The 16,897-nt window shown below is 69.7% G+C and carries 18 protein-coding genes and 1 tRNA gene; 12 read left to right on the top strand and 7 right to left on the bottom strand.

Annotation, left to right across the window (positions count from 1 at the left end):
* Window positions 1-4 precede the first annotated feature (4 nt).
* From OG257_RS16075 to OG257_RS16115, 9 genes are all read left to right on the top strand, one after another.
* On the top strand, window positions 5-388 hold the full coding sequence (locus tag OG257_RS16075; protein ID WP_329208355.1) for an RRQRL motif-containing zinc-binding protein: 384 nt from the start codon (window positions 5-7) through the stop codon (window positions 386-388).
* A 73-nt stretch (window positions 389-461) separates the two neighbouring features.
* Window positions 462-2,033, top strand: a complete 1,572-nt coding sequence (locus OG257_RS16080) for a hypothetical protein (protein WP_329208357.1) — start codon at window positions 462-464, stop codon at window positions 2,031-2,033.
* Between the two features lie 2 nt (window positions 2,034-2,035).
* Window positions 2,036-4,105, top strand: a complete 2,070-nt coding sequence (locus OG257_RS16085) for a hypothetical protein (protein WP_329208359.1) — start codon at window positions 2,036-2,038, stop codon at window positions 4,103-4,105.
* Between the two features lie 210 nt (window positions 4,106-4,315).
* Window positions 4,316-4,621: a hypothetical protein gene (locus OG257_RS16090; protein WP_329208361.1), complete on the top strand. Its 306-nt coding sequence runs from the start codon at window positions 4,316-4,318 to the stop codon at window positions 4,619-4,621.
* Window positions 4,622-4,708: 87 nt separating this feature from the next.
* Window positions 4,709-5,614: a bifunctional DNA primase/polymerase gene (locus tag OG257_RS16095; protein ID WP_329208363.1), complete on the top strand. Its 906-nt coding sequence runs from the start codon at window positions 4,709-4,711 to the stop codon at window positions 5,612-5,614.
* Window positions 5,611-5,961 carry a hypothetical protein gene (locus tag OG257_RS16100; RefSeq protein WP_329208364.1) on the top strand — a complete coding sequence of 117 codons (351 nt, stop codon included), beginning with the start codon at window positions 5,611-5,613 and terminating at the stop codon, window positions 5,959-5,961. Before OG257_RS16095 ends, OG257_RS16100 begins: the two co-directional genes overlap by 4 nt.
* Complete coding sequence (locus OG257_RS16105; RefSeq protein WP_329208366.1) at window positions 5,958-7,202, top strand: DUF3631 domain-containing protein; 1,245 nt, start codon at window positions 5,958-5,960, stop codon at window positions 7,200-7,202. Before OG257_RS16100 ends, OG257_RS16105 begins: the two co-directional genes overlap by 4 nt.
* Before the next feature lie 169 nt (window positions 7,203-7,371).
* The gene (locus OG257_RS16110) at window positions 7,372-7,563 is read left to right on the top strand and encodes a helix-turn-helix transcriptional regulator (protein ID WP_329208367.1); all 192 of its coding nucleotides are present in this window, start codon (window positions 7,372-7,374) and stop codon (window positions 7,561-7,563) included.
* A 67-nt stretch (window positions 7,564-7,630) separates the two neighbouring features.
* Window positions 7,631-9,010 (top strand): tyrosine-type recombinase/integrase, encoded by a 1,380-nt coding sequence (locus OG257_RS16115; protein ID WP_329208369.1) that lies wholly within the window; start codon window positions 7,631-7,633, stop codon window positions 9,008-9,010.
* Between the two features lie 172 nt (window positions 9,011-9,182).
* On the opposite strand, the gene OG257_RS16120 is transcribed toward OG257_RS16115, so the two are convergent.
* Window positions 9,183-9,264: transfer RNA gene (locus OG257_RS16120), tRNA-Tyr, on the bottom strand.
* 164 nt (window positions 9,265-9,428) lie between these two features.
* On the opposite strand from OG257_RS16120, the gene OG257_RS16125 reads away from it, so the two are divergent.
* From OG257_RS16125 to OG257_RS16135, 3 genes are all read left to right on the top strand, one after another.
* Entirely contained in the window at window positions 9,429-9,917 is a 489-nt protein-coding gene (locus OG257_RS16125; protein ID WP_056796691.1) for a YajQ family cyclic di-GMP-binding protein, read from the top strand.
* 186 nt (window positions 9,918-10,103) lie between these two features.
* Complete coding sequence (locus OG257_RS16130; protein ID WP_329208372.1) at window positions 10,104-10,619, top strand: methylated-DNA--[protein]-cysteine S-methyltransferase; 516 nt, start codon at window positions 10,104-10,106, stop codon at window positions 10,617-10,619.
* 14 nt (window positions 10,620-10,633) lie between these two features.
* Window positions 10,634-11,362, top strand: coding sequence for an alpha-ketoglutarate-dependent dioxygenase AlkB family protein (locus OG257_RS16135; RefSeq protein WP_329208374.1), 729 nt, complete (start codon window positions 10,634-10,636; stop codon window positions 11,360-11,362).
* A gap of 1 nt (window position 11,363) precedes the next feature.
* On the opposite strand, the gene OG257_RS16140 is transcribed toward OG257_RS16135, so the two are convergent.
* The 6 genes from OG257_RS16140 to OG257_RS16165 form a co-directional block, all read right to left on the bottom strand.
* A complete protein-coding gene (locus OG257_RS16140) occupies window positions 11,364-11,636 on the bottom strand; it encodes a GlsB/YeaQ/YmgE family stress response membrane protein (RefSeq protein WP_329208375.1) in 273 nt (90 codons plus the stop codon).
* An 80-nt stretch (window positions 11,637-11,716) separates the two neighbouring features.
* Window positions 11,717-12,109, bottom strand: coding sequence for a YccF domain-containing protein (locus OG257_RS16145; RefSeq protein WP_329208376.1), 393 nt, complete (start codon window positions 12,107-12,109; stop codon window positions 11,717-11,719).
* Entirely contained in the window at window positions 12,106-12,969 is an 864-nt protein-coding gene (gene htpX, locus OG257_RS16150) for a zinc metalloprotease HtpX (RefSeq protein WP_329208378.1), read from the bottom strand. Before htpX ends, OG257_RS16145 begins: the two co-directional genes overlap by 4 nt.
* 265 nt (window positions 12,970-13,234) lie before the next feature.
* Window positions 13,235-13,699: a large conductance mechanosensitive channel protein MscL gene (mscL, locus tag OG257_RS16155; protein WP_329208380.1), complete on the bottom strand. Its 465-nt coding sequence runs from the start codon at window positions 13,697-13,699 to the stop codon at window positions 13,235-13,237.
* Between the two features lie 90 nt (window positions 13,700-13,789).
* Entirely contained in the window at window positions 13,790-15,325 is a 1,536-nt protein-coding gene (locus OG257_RS16160; protein ID WP_329208381.1) for an NADH-quinone oxidoreductase subunit N, read from the bottom strand.
* Window positions 15,322-16,890, bottom strand: coding sequence for an NADH-quinone oxidoreductase subunit M (locus OG257_RS16165; RefSeq protein ID WP_329215129.1), 1,569 nt, complete (start codon window positions 16,888-16,890; stop codon window positions 15,322-15,324). The genes OG257_RS16160 and OG257_RS16165 overlap by 4 nt, the downstream gene beginning before the upstream one ends.
* Window positions 16,891-16,897: the final 7 nt, after the last annotated feature.

Below are 16,897 nucleotides of genomic sequence, written 5' to 3' on the forward strand. Positions count from 1 at the left end.
GCCGGTGTCGCCCACCTTCGGCCGGTGCTTTGACCCGGACGGCGCCCGCTACGGGATACCCACTTTCCCGTGGCGCCTCGCCCCGGACGGCCACGCGACCCGCAGGCAGTTACGGGCCCGTGGGCTGCGGCCGGGTGGGCAGCCGATCGCCGCTCAGCTCATGCGCAGCAACCGGCGCCGCGGCGGCGTTCAGGTCGCCTACCTCTACCGCATCGACCGGGCCAAGCCCGTGCGGCCGATGACGTCCCGCAAGTGGGGCGCTCTCGCTCTGGCGATGCTCGCCCGCCGCACCTGTCCCAACTGCCAGAGGGACGCCGGATACGCCATCCCGACCTCGCTCGGCATGTGCGTGGCCTGCGCCTACCCCGAAGAACAGTGCGCCGCCTGAAAGTTCGCAGGGCCCGGCCCTCTCCACCACAGATCCGGCCGGGCCCCTAACTCCGTGAAGGAGTGCATTCAGCATGACCGACACCACCATCACCCCGGTAGTAGCCCCGGCTGCACCGGACACCCCGCTGCCGGCACTCGAGCAGAAGCCCGCATTGGCCGCTGAGGTGGAGCACACCCCGGGCGGCTGGCCGGTCGTCCCGCTCGCGGTGACCGGCACCAACGCCACCACCTCCCTGCTCGCCGCCGCCGCACTGGTCGGAGGCCCGGCCGCCCTCGCGGTCGCGGCCACCGGCGCAGTTGTTCTCGGCACGGCCGCAGCGACCCGCAAGCACCGCGACAACAAGAAGTCCCGCAAGGCCACCGGTCGTACGTCGCGGTCGCGGTCTGCGGTCGGTAGCGGGTCGGCTGGTCGGTCCGCCCGTCACGGCGGATCCGGTCGGGTGCCGGGCCAGACCCGTAACGGGAACGCCGGCACCGGTAAGAGCGCAGGTCGCGGCCAAGGAAAGTCCCCCCGCCGTGCTGCCGGTTCCCTGCTGGGGACCGGCAAGTCCAACCGACCGAAGAACGGCCCCGGCAGCCCCGGAAAGACGTCGGCCAAACACGGATCCGGCGGAGCTCCGGGCAAGTCGCGGGGCCGCGCGGGGCAGGTCAAGTCGTTGCGGGACTCGGCCCGCAAGTCGACCCCGTCCCGGGCCGACCGGCGGTCCGAGACCGCCGGGTCACGGCGGTCCCTCGCGGATGCCCGCCGGGGTGCCAAGACGGCAGCCCGGACGGCGTCCATGGCTCGTAAGGGGCCGATCGGCCGGTCCGTGAGCAAGACCGCGGGCCGGATCGGCGCCGCCAAGGGCAGGGCGATCGAGCGCAACCGCCAGGCACGCGACCAACGGACCACCCGGCAGGTCGCCGCTCAGCGCGGCGACGTACGTAAAGCACCGGCCAGGAAGAAGGCCCGCAAGGCCCTGTGGCGGTCCGCGGCCCGGTTCCAGGGCCGCCGACTGCTCGCCGCCCTGCTCGCCGGAGCCCTCGGGCTGGTCGGGATGGTCTCCACCCCGCTGGGTCGCAAACTCCGTTGGGCCTGGCTGCAGTACCCCGGGCGCCGCCTCTACGCCCGGATGACCCGCACCGCCGGAGAACAGCGCCACCACCGGGACGACGCCATACGCGCCGCCCTGCAGGACGACGAAGCCGCCGCCGACGCCGAAACGGCCGAGGGCACCGACCAGATCAGCGACACGGTCCAGCGCCCTGCGGGGCTGACGCCGGCAGCACCCACCACCAGTGCGAGTGAGGGAGAGAACGTGTCTGGTTTCCGGTTCGAGGAGTACGCCGCGGAGATGGAGTCCGCGGCCGGTCAGTACGACCCCGAGAGCGCCATGGAGATCCTGGCCATGGTCGAGGGGCTTCCGGCCGCGCTGACGTGCGTGGCGAACGTGATGCGGGTCCTGGCCGAGCGGGCCGACAGCGAGTTCCCGCTGGAGAAGGACGTCGCGGACGGCTTCAACGACATCTTCGGCGCCGTCATGAGCGCCGTGGCGGTCGCGGAGGACATGGGGCCGCTGTTCCGCCAGTCCCACGAGCAGGACATCGCCCGCCACGAGGACCCGCGCAACGGGTCCGAGGCCGAGAAGGGATGGAACGTCTGATCATGACCACCAACACACAGGCCAGCACCGGGCCGGTGTGGGACTGGGCTGCCGGTCACGGACCCGTGACCGGCGCCCTGTCCGCCACCACCGGATGCCTCGCCGTCGCCACCACCGGAACAGCCACCGGCATGCCCCCCGGCTGGGCCCTCACCATCGGCGCCGCCGGCGCGATCGGCCACACCATCAGCAGCCTGCGCGAACGCCTCTCCGCCCGCACCATCGCCCTGCGCTCCGCCTCATGGCTCATCGGCGCCGGATGGACCACCTGGGCCATGACCACCGGCCCACTCACCTGGGCCGCCCTCGGGTCGCTCGCCACCATCGGCGTCGGCATCGGCGCCGCCGCCCGCTCCACCCTCCTCTACGAAGAGGCCAGGGAGCTGGAGGCCATCGCCGCCGATGAACGGCAGGTCAACCGCGAGCTGTCCGCCGAACGCCGCGCGATCGCCGCGGAATGGGTGGATCGGGTGCAGCGGGTCTGCAACATCACCCTGCGGATCCTTGCGGTGGAAATCTGGCCCACCGGTACCGGCTTCACGATCGATGCCGAACTTCCCCCGGGCGGCACCACCTACGACCGGATCGCGCAGCACTCCGCCGCACTGTCCGCCGACGCGAGGCTGCCGCACGGCTGCACCGCCGTTGCCTCCCAGGGTGTCCACCAGGGCCGGGTGTTGATCGATGTGACCACGGTGAACGTGCTTTCCGAGGAGCGTACTTACCCGACCGACTACAGCCCGTTGTCGATCTACACCGGGATCCCGTGGGGCTACCGCACCAATGCCGAAGAGATCTGCGTGTTCCTGCGCGAGCAGTGCGCGCTGGTCGTCGGCCCGACCGGGTCCGGCAAAACCAACATGGTGCACGTCATCCTGGCCGGGTTCGCCCGCACCACCGACGTCCTCACCTGGGTGATCGACCTGAACGCCGGATCCGCCGGCCTGCCCTGGGTCCGGCCCACCCTCGACACCAACGGGGCTCAGGTCGAAGGGGTCCGGCCGGGTATCGACTGGCTCGCCTCCACCTACGAAGAGGCTGTGCTGATGCTCGATGCGGCCCTGGCGATCGGGCTGCGCCGGAAGGTCGCCTATCAGGACCTCATGGCGGAGCGGAACACCGACCAGCTCCCGATCAGCGCGAAGATCCCGCAGATCATGCTGGTCGTCGATGAGGGTGCGGAGATCCTGACCAGCACCGACCGGCGCATGAAGGAACTCGCGAAGAAGATCCTTGAAGTGATCCGGCTGCTGCGCGCCATGGGCGTTCGGACCGTCCTCACCGCATTGGGTGCGACCGGGTCTGTGCTCGGCAACCTGATGATCCGCCGTGAGGCAAAGGCCCGGGTCTGCCTCACTGGTGGCGAGGTGGAGGGCATGGACCTGAGCAAGGTCTTTCCCGGGGCCCGCGGGCTCCGTGTGGACCAGGCTCCGTTCAAGGGTGCTGGGTTCATGGGGACGCCGGAGTCTGCGGCAGCCCTGTTTAAGAACTGGCGGATCCTGCCCAACCAGATCCGCGACATCGTCCACGCCACCACCGACATGCACCCCAGCCTGGACGACGTCTCCCGCAAGGCCGCGGGCGAGGCCTACATGAGCCGGTGGGATCCGGAGCGCACCGCGTGGATGCGGGACACCACGCACACCCCGGTCGCCGACGCCACGACCTCGGAGAACGCTGGTGGGCTGAACCTGTCCGCGCTTCGCAGCGAGCAGGCAGCGCCGGTGACGGATGAGGACGCGGCCGTGCGCGCCTTCATGGAGCAGATCGACGCCCAGTTCGCCACTGCCCCGGAACCCAAGGGCACGCTGGAGCCGCCGGCAGCGCCGGGGCTGAACCTGTCCGCCCTGCGCGGGAGCGACGACGAGGGCGGCCCCGCGTGGGTGGCTGACGCGGTCGCCGCGATCAAGGCAGCGGGGCCGGCAGGGATGAAGCCGTCCGCCGTCGCCGACCTCGTCCGGCGCAGTCGGCAGGCCGTGAGGGCTGCGCTGAAGGCGGCGGCCGAGCGGGGTGAGCTGGTCTACCGGGACAACGGACCGCACTCCGTCTACGTCCACCCCGAGCACGCCTGAACGGCTCACAGAGCGCTACTGACTACTGGCTAGTGCCAACTTGCCACTAGCCACTAAAACGCCCCTCTACTGGCAACCAGCGGCCCCAACAGGCCCTTTCTGCTTGCCAGTAGGCAGTAGCCACTAGCCAGTACAACCACACACCGTCACCAGCGGGCCCCGCCGGAACATCCTCCGGCGGGGCCCGTCCGTACCCGGAAGGAGCACGTCATGACCGAACGCGAACCGCCGGGCCTGGCCCCGCACATACCCGCCGACCTCTACCGGCAGGCCGAAGCCACCGGCCGGCCGATCGTCATCATCCACACCAACACACCGACCGGACCCTCCGCCGGCACGTACCTGCTGCCGATCGCAGTCGGGTGCGCCGGAGCCATCGGAATCATCGGCACCATCGCCGCACTCCTCGCCCTGGTCGAGTTCGCCGCCCACACCGCGGCCCTCATCGCCGCCACGGCAGGCCCCATCGGGATCGGCGGAATCACGCTCAAGCTCTTCCACCCGAAGCACAAATGACGCCCGGGGCGACCGCACCTCTCGCCAAAGAATCGCGGTCGCCCCGGGCTCCCAGCACCTCACATCAGAGAACTGGAGACATCCAGCATGACCCATGACCGCAACACCACACTGCTCGATGCAGCCTTACGAGCCGCTGCCCGCGGCTGGTACGTCCACCCCCTGCGCCCCGGCGGGAAAGCCCCCGCCTTGCACGGAGAGGACCGCTGCCCCCGCACCGGCGCCTGCGCGTCCGGTCACCTGAAGTGGGAGCAGCGCGCCACCCTGGACGCCGACCGCATCCGGGGCGCGTGGGCGGTGCATCCGTTCAACGTCGGTATCGCACCGGGCCCATCGGGGCTGGTCGTCGTCGACCTCGACATGCCCAAACCTGAAGACGATGCGGACACACCTTCCGGTGTGGATTCCTTCAAGGCGCTCTGCGAGCGCGCCGGGCAGGCCGTCCCCACCACCTACCGGGTGCGGACTCCCAGCGGCGGAATGCACCTGTACTTCACCGCCCCCACCACCCTCCAGCTCCCCAGCAGCAAGGGGAAGCTGGCCAAGCGGATCGACACCCGGGCATGGGGCGGCAACGTCGTCGCCCCCGGCAGCACCGTCAACGGCCAGACATACGAGATCACCGACCCCGCACCCGTCGCCGAACTCCCCGCATGGCTGCTGACCGCTCTCACGCCCGCTCCGCAGCCCGCACAGCCGGTACGCATCCACATGCCCCAGAGCGGAAGCCGTGCCGCTGAAGTTGCCCTGCAGCGCGAGACCGTGGCCGTTGCCACCGCACCCGAGGGCGACCGCAACGCACAACTGCTCAGGAGCGCCCGCGCCGTGGGCCGGTTCGTCGCATGGGGCGACCTCCCCCGGACCGAGGTAGAGCAGGCTTTTCAGGTCGCGGGCGAGTCGGCCGGACTGCCGGCTGCCGAGTGCCGCGCCACCGTGCGCAGCGCCCTCAACTGGTCCATCCGAACCTGCCGGCCGAGGGAGACCGCCGCATGAGCCCCCAGCAACGCGGGGACCTGAAAAGCCTCCCTGCCACCACTACCGGCCCCTGCATCGCCGAACCGGCCCCGGCCGCCTCCGGCAATGGGGCGCCGAAGGTCGTCGCCGAAGGCGTCCCCACTGCTGTTCTCCCTGACCCGCGCGCGACCACCGTGACCGGCATTCAGCCCGGTCTCAGCCTTCGCGGCCTCGACCGCAACGACATCCCCGTCGCCGACTGGCTCTGCATCTGCGGCCACTACGAACGGGCCCGGGGACGCCGCGCCGTCATCGAGCTGAACGCCCGCGTACGCGTCGGGCACTGCCCCCACACCGCTACTGAGACCAGGAGGGCCGCCGCATGACCGCGACACCCACCCCGCCCATCGATGGCGCCGCCCTGCTCGACGAGGTGGAAACCTTCCACCGCCGGTTCAACATCTTCCCGACCGAAGCCGCCTACGTGGCCGTCGTTCTGTGGGACGCGCACGCCCACCTGATCGACTGCTTCGAGACCACGCCCCGCGTTGCGTTCCTCTCCCCAGAGCCCGGTTCCGGGAAGTCCCGGGCGCTGGAGATCGTGGAACTCCTCACCCCCCGCCCGGTCAGCACGGTGTCCGCGTCCGCGAACGCCCTGTACCGGCTGGTTGATTCCGCCGAGGGACTGCCCACCGTCCTCTTCGACGAGGTGGACACCATCTTCGGTCCCAAGGCTGGAGCCGACGAAGCGCTGCGCGGCTTCCTGAACGCCGGCTACCGGCGCATCGGCGGCGCCCTGCGGTGCGTCGGGGAAGGCTCCAACCAGAACGCACAGGTCTTCGGCTCGTACTGCGCCGTCGCCATGGCCGGTCTGGGCTCGCTGCCCGACACGGTCCTGACCCGCTCGATCATCGTCCGCATGCGTAAGCGCGCCCCCAACGAGACCGTTGAGTCCTACCGCCAGCGCACGCACGAGAAGCAGGGCCACGCCCTGCGAGACCGGGTCGCCAAGTGGGCCGACACCGTCCGCAACCAGGTGGCGAACGCCTGGCCCGAGATGCCGGAAGGCGTCACGGATCGGCCCGCGGACGTGTGGGAGCCGCTGCTCGCCGTCGCGGACGCAGCAGGCGGGGACTGGCCCACCCGAGCCCGGGCCGCGTGCCTGGAGCTGATCAGTGCCGGTCACGACAACGATGAGGCGTCCACCGGGATTCGGCTTCTCACCGATCTGCGCGACAAGGTGTTCTGCGGCTCTGACCGCATGCCCACGGCCGTCATCCTCGAAGTCCTGCTCCGCATGGACGACGCGCCCTGGGGCGACCTGGACGACAAGCCACTGAACTCCCGGACACTCGCCAAACTGCTCAGCCAGTACGTCACCCCGGCGAACAAGCCCATCAAGCCGCGCGGCATCCGCACCCCGTCCGGCTTCCCCAAGGGCTACTACGCGGAAGACCTCACTGACGCGTGGACCCGCTACTGCCCTCCCTCCCCGGAGGAATCCGCCACGTCCGCCACGTCCGCCACACCGCAGGTCAGCGGGGGTGATTCCGTGGCGGATACCGCCACAGCCATCCGCCACACGTCTGCGGAAAACGCCACACCGCTCTTCCCGGTCGCGGGCTGAACCACTGCGCCACCAGGTGCCGCCACACCACATGTGTGGCGGCACCTATCCGCCACAGAACCGCTATCCGCCACAAACGCAGGCCTCTGACCTGCGATGTGGCGGCGTGGCGGACGTGGCGGATCCCCCAGAGCGAAGACAAGAGACCGCCTCGAAGAGGAGTCGCACCATGGCCCGCCCCAAGATGCTCAAGCTCCCCGAAGTTCTCGAAGAGATCGATATGAGCCGCGCGGCGTTCTACCGCATGCGCGCCCGCGGCCAGGCACCCCGCCTCCAAAAGCTACCCAATGGCCAACTCCGCGTGAGCCGCGCAGACCTGGACGCGTGGTGGGAGCGCTGCGAGCAGCGCGCTGCCGCCTGACGCCAAAGCAACCACATGCCCGAGGGCCCACCGATCTGGTGGGCCCTCGGCCTGTTCCTGGAGAGTCATGCCCCTCACGTACGACGTGCGCCTCTACTCGATCGAAGTGCGCCGGGACCGGCCCAAGCCCTACCGGCTGCGGTGGGTGGTCGGACAGCGCAAGCATTCCAAGAGCTACCAGCTCAAGGCCCAGGCCGATGGCCGGCGCTCGGAGCTGATGGCCGCCGTCAGGCGCGGTGAGCAGTTCGACGAGGAGAAGGGCCTCCCGACCTCCGAACTTCGAGCGCTCCAAGCGTCGATCACCTGGTACGCCCACACCCGCGCCTACATCGACCGCAAGTGGGCAGCGGCGCCGGCCAAGTCCCGGAAGAACTACGCGGACGCTCTGGCCACCATCACCCCGGCGCTCGTGAAGTCGGCAGTCGGGAAGCCGGACGCGGCACTGCTTCGGCGAGCGCTGTACGGATGGGCCTACAACCGCAACCGCTGGAACGAGGAGCCGCCGGAAGACGTGGCGCAGGCCCTGAAGTGGTTGGAGAAGAACTCCCTGCCGGTGTCCGCACTCGAGGACACGGCCACCGTCCGCGTAGCGCTGGACGCCCTGGGGCTGAAGATCGACGGAAAGCCCGCAGCCCCTCGCACCGCACGCCGCAAGCGCGCGTGCCTCAGCGACGTCTTGGGCCAGGCCGTCGAGGAGCGGTACTTCACGATGCCGGTGAATCCGCTGACGACCGTGAAGTGGGTCGCGCCGAAATCGGCCGAGGAAGTCGACCCGCAGAGCGTCGCGAACCCTCGCCAGGCGCGGGCGCTACTTCAGGGAGTGCGCGAGCAGGGGCCCCGCGGTGAGCACCTCGAAGCGTTCTTCGGGTGCCTGTACTACGCGGCCATGCGGCCGGCGGAAGCGACCGCACTTCGCGACTCGCAGTGCCATCTACCCGAGACAGGCTGGGGCGCTCTGACTCTTCGCGAGGGGGCAGTACGGGCTGGTCGAAACTGGACCGACGACGGGGCGGCGCACGAGATGCGGCACCTGAAAGCACGGGCGGTCAAGGACTCACGGCCCGTGCCGATCCCGCCGCACTTCGTACGGCTCCTGCGTCAGCACATCGCCACGTACGGCATCGCCCCGGACGGCCGGCTGTTCCGCACGAGCCGCGGCGGGCTCCTCCAGGAGACCGGATACGGGGAGGTCTGGGCCCGGGCACGGAAAGACGTGCTCACCGAGCAGGAGCACGCGTCTCTCCTCGCCCGCCGCCCGTATGACCTACGTCACGCGGGAGTCTCCTTCTGGCTCAGCTCAGGTGTGGACCCCATGGAGTGCGCACGGCGGGCCGGCCACACCATCGCCGTCCTCTTCCGCGTATACGCCAAGGTGCTCGCACAGACGCAGGAGCGGGCCAACGACCGGATCGACGCGGCACTGCGGGAGTGGAACGAGCCGGGGTGACGCCCGTCCCCCGGGGGACAGCTGGGGGACACACCCTGATCAGAGGTGGGATTCGGGTGAGACAACGTGGGATACAGGGGCCGATCGGCACGCTCAGCAGTCCCACTTGCACACACGAAGAAACCCCGCCCGACCTGTTGTTTAAGCAGGTCGGACGGGGTTTCCCGTCCTGTGGCGGCGCCAGGGTTCGAACCTGGGTAGGCTGAGCCGGCAGATTTACAGTCTGCTCCCTTTGGCCACTCGGGCACACCGCCTGGAACGACGCGTCGGAGCCCGTCTCAGGGCTCCTTGGCGACGACGTAAACGATACCCGATGCCCAGGGGTGCTCCGCCACCTGATTGATCAGTGCTCGCGACGCGCGGGGGTGGCTAGGCTTTGTGCCGTACCCACCGCATACGACGCAAGGAGCCACACGTCATGGCCGACTCCAGTTTCGACATCGTCTCGAAGGTCGAGCGGCAGGAGGTCGACAACGCCCTCAACCAGGCCGCCAAGGAGATCTCCCAGCGTTACGACTTCAAGGGCACGGGTGCCTCGATCTCGTGGTCCGGCGAGAAGATCCTGATGGAGGCGAACGGCGAGGAGCGGGTCAAGGCGATCCTCGACATCTTCCAGTCCAAGCTGATCAAGCGCGGGATCTCGCTGAAGTCGCTGGACGCGGGAGAGCCTCAGCTCTCCGGCAAGGAGTACAAGATCTTCGCCACCATCGAGGAAGGCATCTCCCAGGAGAACGCCAAGAAGGTGGCGAAGATCATCCGCGACGAGGGTCCGAAGGGCGTCAAGGCGCTCGTCCAGGGCGACGAGCTGCGGGTCAGCTCGAAGAGCCGGGACGACCTGCAGACCGTGCAGGCGCTGATCAAGGGCAAGGACCTCGACTTCGCGGTGCAGTTCGCCAATTACCGGTAGGCGGTTCGCCGCTGTGTGCGGCCGTTCATGTGCGGGGCGGGTCGTGCCGGTCGGTGCGGGTCGCCCCGTCGTCGTACGTGATGTCCGAATACCGCCGGTCGTGGCGCGGCGCGGGTCGCAGACTCGTGGGTACGGGATGTGATCGGGCCGCTCGTGCGGTCCGCCGGGCAGGGAGTGTGACGAGTCATGGCAACGGTGTACGCGAAGGTCGGCAGCCCGCTGGGTGAGCTGTTGCTGGTCGGTGAGGAGCGGGCCGGTACGGCGGATGGTGTGGCACTGGTTTCGCTGTCCCTGCCCGGCCAGAAGGGTGCCGCTGTCGTGGAGGACGGATGGCGGCACACGCCGGAGCTGTTCGGCGGTGTCGCCGGGCAGTTGGCGGCCTATTTCGAGGGGCGGCTGACCCGGTTCGACATTCCGTACGCGGACGGTGCGGGTACGGAGTTCCAGCGGCGGGTGTGGAAGGCCCTGGATGCCATTCCGTACGGGGTGACGGTGTCGTACGGGCAGATCGCGGAGCAGGTCGGTTCCGCGGGCGCCGGGGTGCGGGCTGTCGGGACGGCGATCGGGCGCAATCCGCTGCTGGTCGTGCGGCCGTGCCACCGGGTGATCGGTGCGGACGGGGCCCTGCGGGGCTATGCGGGCGGTGTGGAGCGCAAGGAACAGCTGCTGGGGCTGGAGGGCGCCCTGGCGGTGGGGCGCTGAGGGCGGCGGGCCGGGTGGTGCCGGACGGGGTCCCGCCGTCGCAGGACGGGCTGTTCCCGAGGCCGCGCAGGGAGGTCGCTCCGGGGGCGGTGCATGTTCCGGGGTGGTTGTCGCCGGAGCGGCAGCGGGAGTTGGTGGCGGCGTGCCGCGAGTGGGCGCGGGGACCCGTGCCGTTGCGGCGCACGGTCCTGCCGGGTGGTGGCGTGATGTCGGTGCGGACGGTGTGCCTGGGATGGCACTGGCTGCCGTACCGGTACGCGCGTACGGCGGACGACGTGAACGGCGCACGGGTCGCGGAGTTCCCGCAGTGGCTGGTGGAGTTGGGGCGGGCGGCCGTGGCGGAGGCGTACGGGGACGCGGGGCGGGCCCGGGCGTACGCGCCGGATGCGGCCTTGGTCAATTTCTACGACGGCGCGGCGACCATGGGGATGCATCAGGACAGGGAGGAGCGGTCGGACGCTCCTGTGGTGTCGCTGAGTCTCGGCGATTCGTGTGTGTTCCGCTTCGGGAACACGGAGGACCGGGGGCGTCCCTACACGGATGTGGAGCTGGTCTCCGGCGACCTGTTCGTGTTCGGTGGTCCGTCGCGCTACGCGTTCCACGGGGTGCCGCGGGTGTTCGAGGGCTCGGCCGGTCCCGCGTCGGGGATGCGGGCCGGCCGGCTCAATCTGACGTTGCGCGAGACCGGGTTGGGCGGGACCGGGTCGGGCGGGACCGGGTCGGGCGAGCGCCCGGCGACGTAGCTCAGCGGCGGTCGCGCGAGTTGCCGAACAGCAGCCGGTAGGCGATGAGCAGCACGAGGGACCCGGCGATGGCGGCGATCCATGTCGCGGTGTCGTAGAAGTCCGTGCTGATGGGGCGGTCGAGGAAGCGGGAGGAGAGCCAGCCGCCGAGGAAGGCTCCCACGATTCCTATGAGGGTGGTGCCGATGATGCCGCCGGGGTCCCGGCCGGGGAGCAGCAGCTTGGCTATGGCGCCGGCCAGGAGCCCGAGGATGATCCAACTGATGATGCTCATGTTCGCGAACCTACCCGTCACATCGTCGTACAAGCCAGGACGGATGTGGGGTGGGTGCGGTTGCGGTCCGGGGCGCCGGTCTACCTCGACGCGAAGGGCTCGTCGGTGCGGACGATCTCCTTGCCGAAGGGCATCAGGGACACCGGGATGAGCTTGAAGTTCGCGATGCCCAGGGGGATGCCGATGATCGTGATGCACAGGGCGATGCCGGTGAAGATGTGGCCGAGTGCGAGCCACCAGCCGGCCAGGATGACCCAGAGGACGTTCCCGATGAACGAGCCTCCTCCGGCGTCGTGGCGGTCGACGACCATGTAGCCGAAGGGCCAGAGGGCGTAGACGCCGATGCGGAACGCGGCCACGCCGAAGGGGATGCCGATGATCGTGATGCAGAGCAGGAGTCCCGCGACGATGTAGCCGAGGAACATCCAGAAGCCGCACAGGATCAGCCATATGACGTTCAGGATTGTTTTCACGGTCGGTAACCTGCCATCTGCTCGAGTCGGGCGATGCGTTCCGCCATGGGCGGGTGGGTGGAGAACATCTTGGACATGCCCTGGCCGGGTCGGAACGGGTTCGCGATCATCATGTGGCTCGCCGTTTCGATCCTGGGTTCGGGCGGCAGCGGAAGCTGTTTGGTGCCGGCGTCGAGCTTGCGCAGGGCGCTGGCAAGGGCGAGTGGGTCGCCGGTGAGCTGGGCTCCGGAGGCGTCCGCTTCGTATTCGCGGGACCGGCTCACGGCGAGCTGGATGACGCTTGCGGCGAGCGGGCCGAGGATCATGATCAGGAGCATGCCGACGATGCCGGGGCCCTCGTCGTCGTTGGACCGGCCCACGGGGATCAGCCACGCGAAGTTGACCAGGAACATGACGACGGAGGCCAGGGCGCCCGCGACCGACGAGATGAGGATGTCGCGGTTGTAGACGTGGCTGAGCTCATGACCGAGGACGCCGCGCAGCTCGCGTTCGTCGAGGATCTGGAGGATGCCCTCGGTGCAGCAGACCGCGGCGTTGCGCGGGTTGCGACCGGTGGCGAAGGCGTTGGGTGCCTGCGTCGGGGAGATGTAGAGCCGGGGCATGGGCTGACGGGCCGCGGTCGAGAGCTCACGGACCGTGCGGTACAGCTGCGGTGCTTCGAACTCGCTGACGGGCCGGGCACGCATGGCGCGCAGGGCGAGCTTGTCGCTGTTCCAGTACGCGTACGCGTTGGTGGCGAGCGCGACGAGGAGGGCCACGATCAGGCCGATGCGTCCGAAGAGGCTGCCGATGACGATGATGAGTGCGGACAGGCCCCCGAGGAGTACGGCGGTTTTCAGCCCGTTGTGCCGGCGGTGCACGGTACGCCCTCCAAGTGGTGCAGCAGGGGAACCCTTGCTTGGTGGTGCTCCACTCCCCAGTGGAGCCTCCCGTACTGGTCAACGCGAGGCGAGGAGAGCTAGTTCCCTTGTGCGTGGGGCCGCAGGCAAAGGCCGAAGGGGCGGATCCGGGTGGATCCGCCCCTGGGCCGTACGGGTGGTGGGGTGCGTTTCGGCGGCCTCTGGGGCTGCCGGCGTGCTTCCGGTGTGCTGCCGCCGCCTTGCCCTGTGGAGGGGCGCAGAGCGGTCAGCGCTGTGCGGGGAGGCCGGCGAGCGCGCGTGCCTCGGAGTCCGGCTCGACGTCGCTGGTGCAGTGGGCGCAGCGGCTGGCGACGGCGGGGATCTCGGTGAAGCAGCGGGGGCAGTCGCGGAGGGCGGCCTTGATGTCGGCCTTCGCTTCCTCTTCCTTGGCCGTGAAGCGGTTCTGCACCTTGGCCATGGGGACGACGACGAGGAAGTAGAGGACTGCGGCGGTGATGAGGAAGGCGATGGCGGCGCTGATGAACAGGCCGTAGGGGAAGATCGCGCCTTCGACGGTGAAGGTGGCCTTGCTGAAGTCGCCGGTTCCGCGGGTGAAGAGGCCGATGAGCGGCACGATGAAGGCGTTGCTGAAGCCCGTGACCACAGCGGTGAACGCGGCTCCGACGGCAAGGCCGATGGCCATGGAGATGACGTTCCCGCGCAGGATGAAGTCCTTGAACCCGTTCAGCACCGCTTTGGCTCCTCTTTGCTCTTTTCGTGACGTTTGCAGGCAAGACCATGCCCTGTCCGGGGCTCCCCGGGCAAACCGATCATCCGAGGGTCAGAAGAGGCTGACCGCGGCGAAGCGGAGGACGAGCTGGGGTGCCCCCGAGAGGGCGATGCCGGTCACTGCGGTGAGGGCGATCGCGAGGGTGAGGGGGGCGGGGACGTGGTGGGTGCGGGGGGCGGCGGCCGGCTCGTCACCGGCTGTCGTCTCCGGTGTACGGAAGAGTGCCGCGGTCCACTGGAGGTAGTAGTAGAGCGCGATCACGACGTTGACGGCCATGACGACGGCGAGCCAGCCCAGCCCGGCGTCCACGGCCGAGGAGAACACGGTGACCTTGGCGAAGAGGCCGATGATGCCCGGGGGCAGCCCGGCCAGGCAGAGCAGGAAGAAGCCCATGGCGAGCGCGGCAAGGGGCCGGGTGGCATAGAGGCCGCGGTAGTCACTGAGGCGGTTGCCCGGGTGGGTACGGGCGACGAGAGCGGCGACGGCGAATGCGCCGAGGTTCACGACGGCGTACATGAGGGCGTACGCGACGGTGGAGCCGATCTGCTCGTCGCTGGAGTACGCGGCGGCGGCGATCGGGACGAGCAGGTAACCGGCCTGGCCGACGGACGACCAGGCGAGGAGGCGTACGGCGCTGCGGGCGCGGGTCGCGGTCTGCCGGAGTGCGGCGACGTTGCCGACGGTCATGGTGAGGGCGGCGAGTACGGCGAGGGCGGGGCCCCACACGTCGGCGTAGGACGGGAAGCCGATCACGGTGACGAGGATGAGGCCGGAGAAGCCGACCGCCTTGCCGACGACCGAGAGGTACGCGGCGATCGGGAGGGGGGCTCCGACGTAGGTGTCGGGGACCCAGAAGTGGAAGGGCGCGGCTGCCGTCTTGAAGGCGAAACCGACGAGGGTGAGGACGACGCCCGCCGCGGCGAGGGTGTCGAACCGGCCGGGTACGTCGTCGAGGCGGTCGGCGATCTCCGTGAGGTGCATGCTGCCGGTGGTCGCGTAGACGAAGCTGACGCCGAGGAGCATCACGGCGGTGGCGACGACGGAGGAGAGGAAGAACTTCAGCGCGGCTTCGGAGGAACGCCGGTCGCCGCGCTTGATGCCGACGAGGGCGAAGGCGGGGAGCGAGGCGACTTCGAGGGCGACGACGAGGGTGGCGAGGTCGCGCGCCGCGGGCAGGAGGGCGGCGCCCGCCGCGGAGGACAGCAGCAGGAACCAGAACTCCCCCGCCGGCAGCTTGCGGGTGTCGCCGATCGAGAGCAGCGCGGTGAGCAGGGCTCCGCCGAGCACGAGGGCCTGGATGACGAGGGCGAAGTGGTCGGCGGTGTAGCTGCAGGCCTGGGTGCCCCCGGTGAGGCAGAAGGTGGAGCGGTCTCCGGCGCGGAGCGGGATGAGGAGGGCGAGCGCGGCGACGAGTCCGGCGACGGCTCCGTAGCCGAGGAGCGGCTTGCGTCGCTCGCTGACGAAGAGGTCGGCGACGAGGACGGCGAGCGCCACCACGGCGGCGATGACGGGCGGTGCGATCGCGAGCCAGTCGACGGACTGGACGAGGCTTGCCGCCCCGGTTGCGCTGTCGGCTGCCACGGTCACGACTTGCCTCCTGCGAGGAGCTTCTGCACGGCCGGGTCGGTGAGGCCGAGGAGGACGGCGGGCCACAGTCCGGCGAGGACGGTGAGGGCGGCGAGCGGGGTCCAGGCGGCGAATTCGTAGCTCTGGATGTCGGCCACCGGGGGCTGCTCCTCGCGGTCACCGCCCGTCTCGGGCGTCCCGCCCATGCACACGCGGCGTACGACGATGAGCATGTACGCGGCCGTGAGCAGGGTGCCGAAGGCGCCGATGGACATGAAGGTGAGGAAGGCGGGGCGGCTGAGTCCTTCGGCGGGGTCGAAGGCGCCGAAGAGGGTGAGCATCTCGCCCCAGAATCCGGCGAGGCCCGGGAGGCCGAGCGAGGCCACCGCGGCGAACGCGAGAAGGCCGCCGAGACGGGGGGCCCGGCCGTACAGAGCGGCTCCCGTGGCTCCGGCGAGCGTGTCGAGGTCCGCCGTGCCGTACCGGTCCTTGACGGCGCCGACGAGGAAGAACAGCAGTCCGGTGATGAGGCCGTGGGCGATGTTGGCGAAGAGTGCGCCGTTGACGCCGGTGGGGGTCATCGTCGCGATGCCGAGGAGTACGAAGCCCATGTGGCCCACGGAGGAGTAGGCGATGAGGCGCTTGAGGTCGCCCTTCGCGCCGGGGCGGGCGAGGGCGAGGCAGGCGAGGGATCCGTAGATGATTCCGACGACGGCGAACGCGGCGAGGTAGGGCGCGAAGGTCTGCATCCCGTCGGGCGTGATGGGGAGCAGGATCCTGACGAAGCCGTACGTTCCCATCTTCAGCAGGACGCCGGCGAGGAGGACGGATCCGACGGTCGGCGCCGCGGTGTGGGCGTCGGGGAGCCAGCTGTGCAGCGGCCACATCGGCGTCTTCACGGCGAGGCCGACACCGATGGTGAGTACGGCGATGACCTGCACGGATGCGGTGAGTCCACGGCCGTTGTCAGTGGCGAGTGCCACCATGTCGAAGGTGCCGCTCTTCAGTCCGATGAGGAGCAGCCCCAGCAGCATGAGCACGGAACCGAGCAGCGTGTAGAGGATGAACTTCCAGGCGGCGGGCTGCTTCCGGTCGCCGCCCCAGCGGGCGATGAGGAAGTACATCGGGATGAGGACCATCTCGAAGGCCAGGAAGAACAGCAGCAGGTCGAGGACGGCGAAGGTCGCGAGGGTGCCGGACTCGAGGACGAGGACGAGTGCGACGAAGGCCTTCGGGGAGGGGCCTGCGGGGAGCTTGAAGTAGCTGTAGAGCGCGCAGAGGAAGGTCAGCAGCGCGGTCAGTACGAGGAGGGGGAGCGAGATGCCGTCGGTGCCGAGGTGGATCCGGACGTCGAGTGCCGGGATCCAGCTGATGTCGGTGGTGGCCTGCATCTTCGACGGGTGGTCGTGGTCGAAGCCGGCGGCCAGGACGAGTGCGGCGACGAGGACGGCGCCGGTGACGGTCACGCCGTGGCGGAGCACGGCCTGGTCGGGGTTTTTGCCCTTGAGTCCGGGCGGGGCGGGCAGGAGCGCGGCGACGGCACCGACGAGCGGGCCGACGACGATGAACGCCAGAAGGAACTGCATCACGGAT

The sequence above is a fragment of the Streptomyces sp. NBC_00683 genome, assembly GCF_036226745.1.
Classification (GTDB): Bacteria; Actinomycetota; Actinomycetes; order Streptomycetales; family Streptomycetaceae; genus Streptomyces.

Coding starts and splice junctions, on each gene's coding strand:
- OG257_RS16105 (WP_329208366.1), top strand. CDS start 5,958: ATGACCGCGACACCCACCCCGCCCATCGATGGCGCCGCCCTGCTCGAC.
- OG257_RS16095 (WP_329208363.1), top strand. CDS start 4,709: ATGACCCATGACCGCAACACCACACTGCTCGATGCAGCCTTACGAGCC.
- OG257_RS16090 (WP_329208361.1), top strand. CDS start 4,316: ATGACCGAACGCGAACCGCCGGGCCTGGCCCCGCACATACCCGCCGAC.
- OG257_RS16140 (WP_329208375.1), bottom strand. CDS start 11,636: ATGAGCATCATCAGTTGGATCATCCTCGGGCTCCTGGCCGGCGCCATA.
- OG257_RS16125 (WP_056796691.1), top strand. CDS start 9,429: ATGGCCGACTCCAGTTTCGACATCGTCTCGAAGGTCGAGCGGCAGGAG.
- OG257_RS16110 (WP_329208367.1), top strand. CDS start 7,372: ATGGCCCGCCCCAAGATGCTCAAGCTCCCCGAAGTTCTCGAAGAGATC.
- OG257_RS16130 (WP_329208372.1), top strand. CDS start 10,104: ATGGCAACGGTGTACGCGAAGGTCGGCAGCCCGCTGGGTGAGCTGTTG.
- OG257_RS16085 (WP_329208359.1), top strand. CDS start 2,036: ATGACCACCAACACACAGGCCAGCACCGGGCCGGTGTGGGACTGGGCT.
- OG257_RS16165 (WP_329215129.1), bottom strand. CDS start 16,890: ATGCAGTTCCTTCTGGCGTTCATCGTCGTCGGCCCGCTCGTCGGTGCC.
- OG257_RS16080 (WP_329208357.1), top strand. CDS start 462: ATGACCGACACCACCATCACCCCGGTAGTAGCCCCGGCTGCACCGGAC.
- OG257_RS16100 (WP_329208364.1), top strand. CDS start 5,611: ATGAGCCCCCAGCAACGCGGGGACCTGAAAAGCCTCCCTGCCACCACT.
- OG257_RS16115 (WP_329208369.1), top strand. CDS start 7,631: ATGCCCCTCACGTACGACGTGCGCCTCTACTCGATCGAAGTGCGCCGG.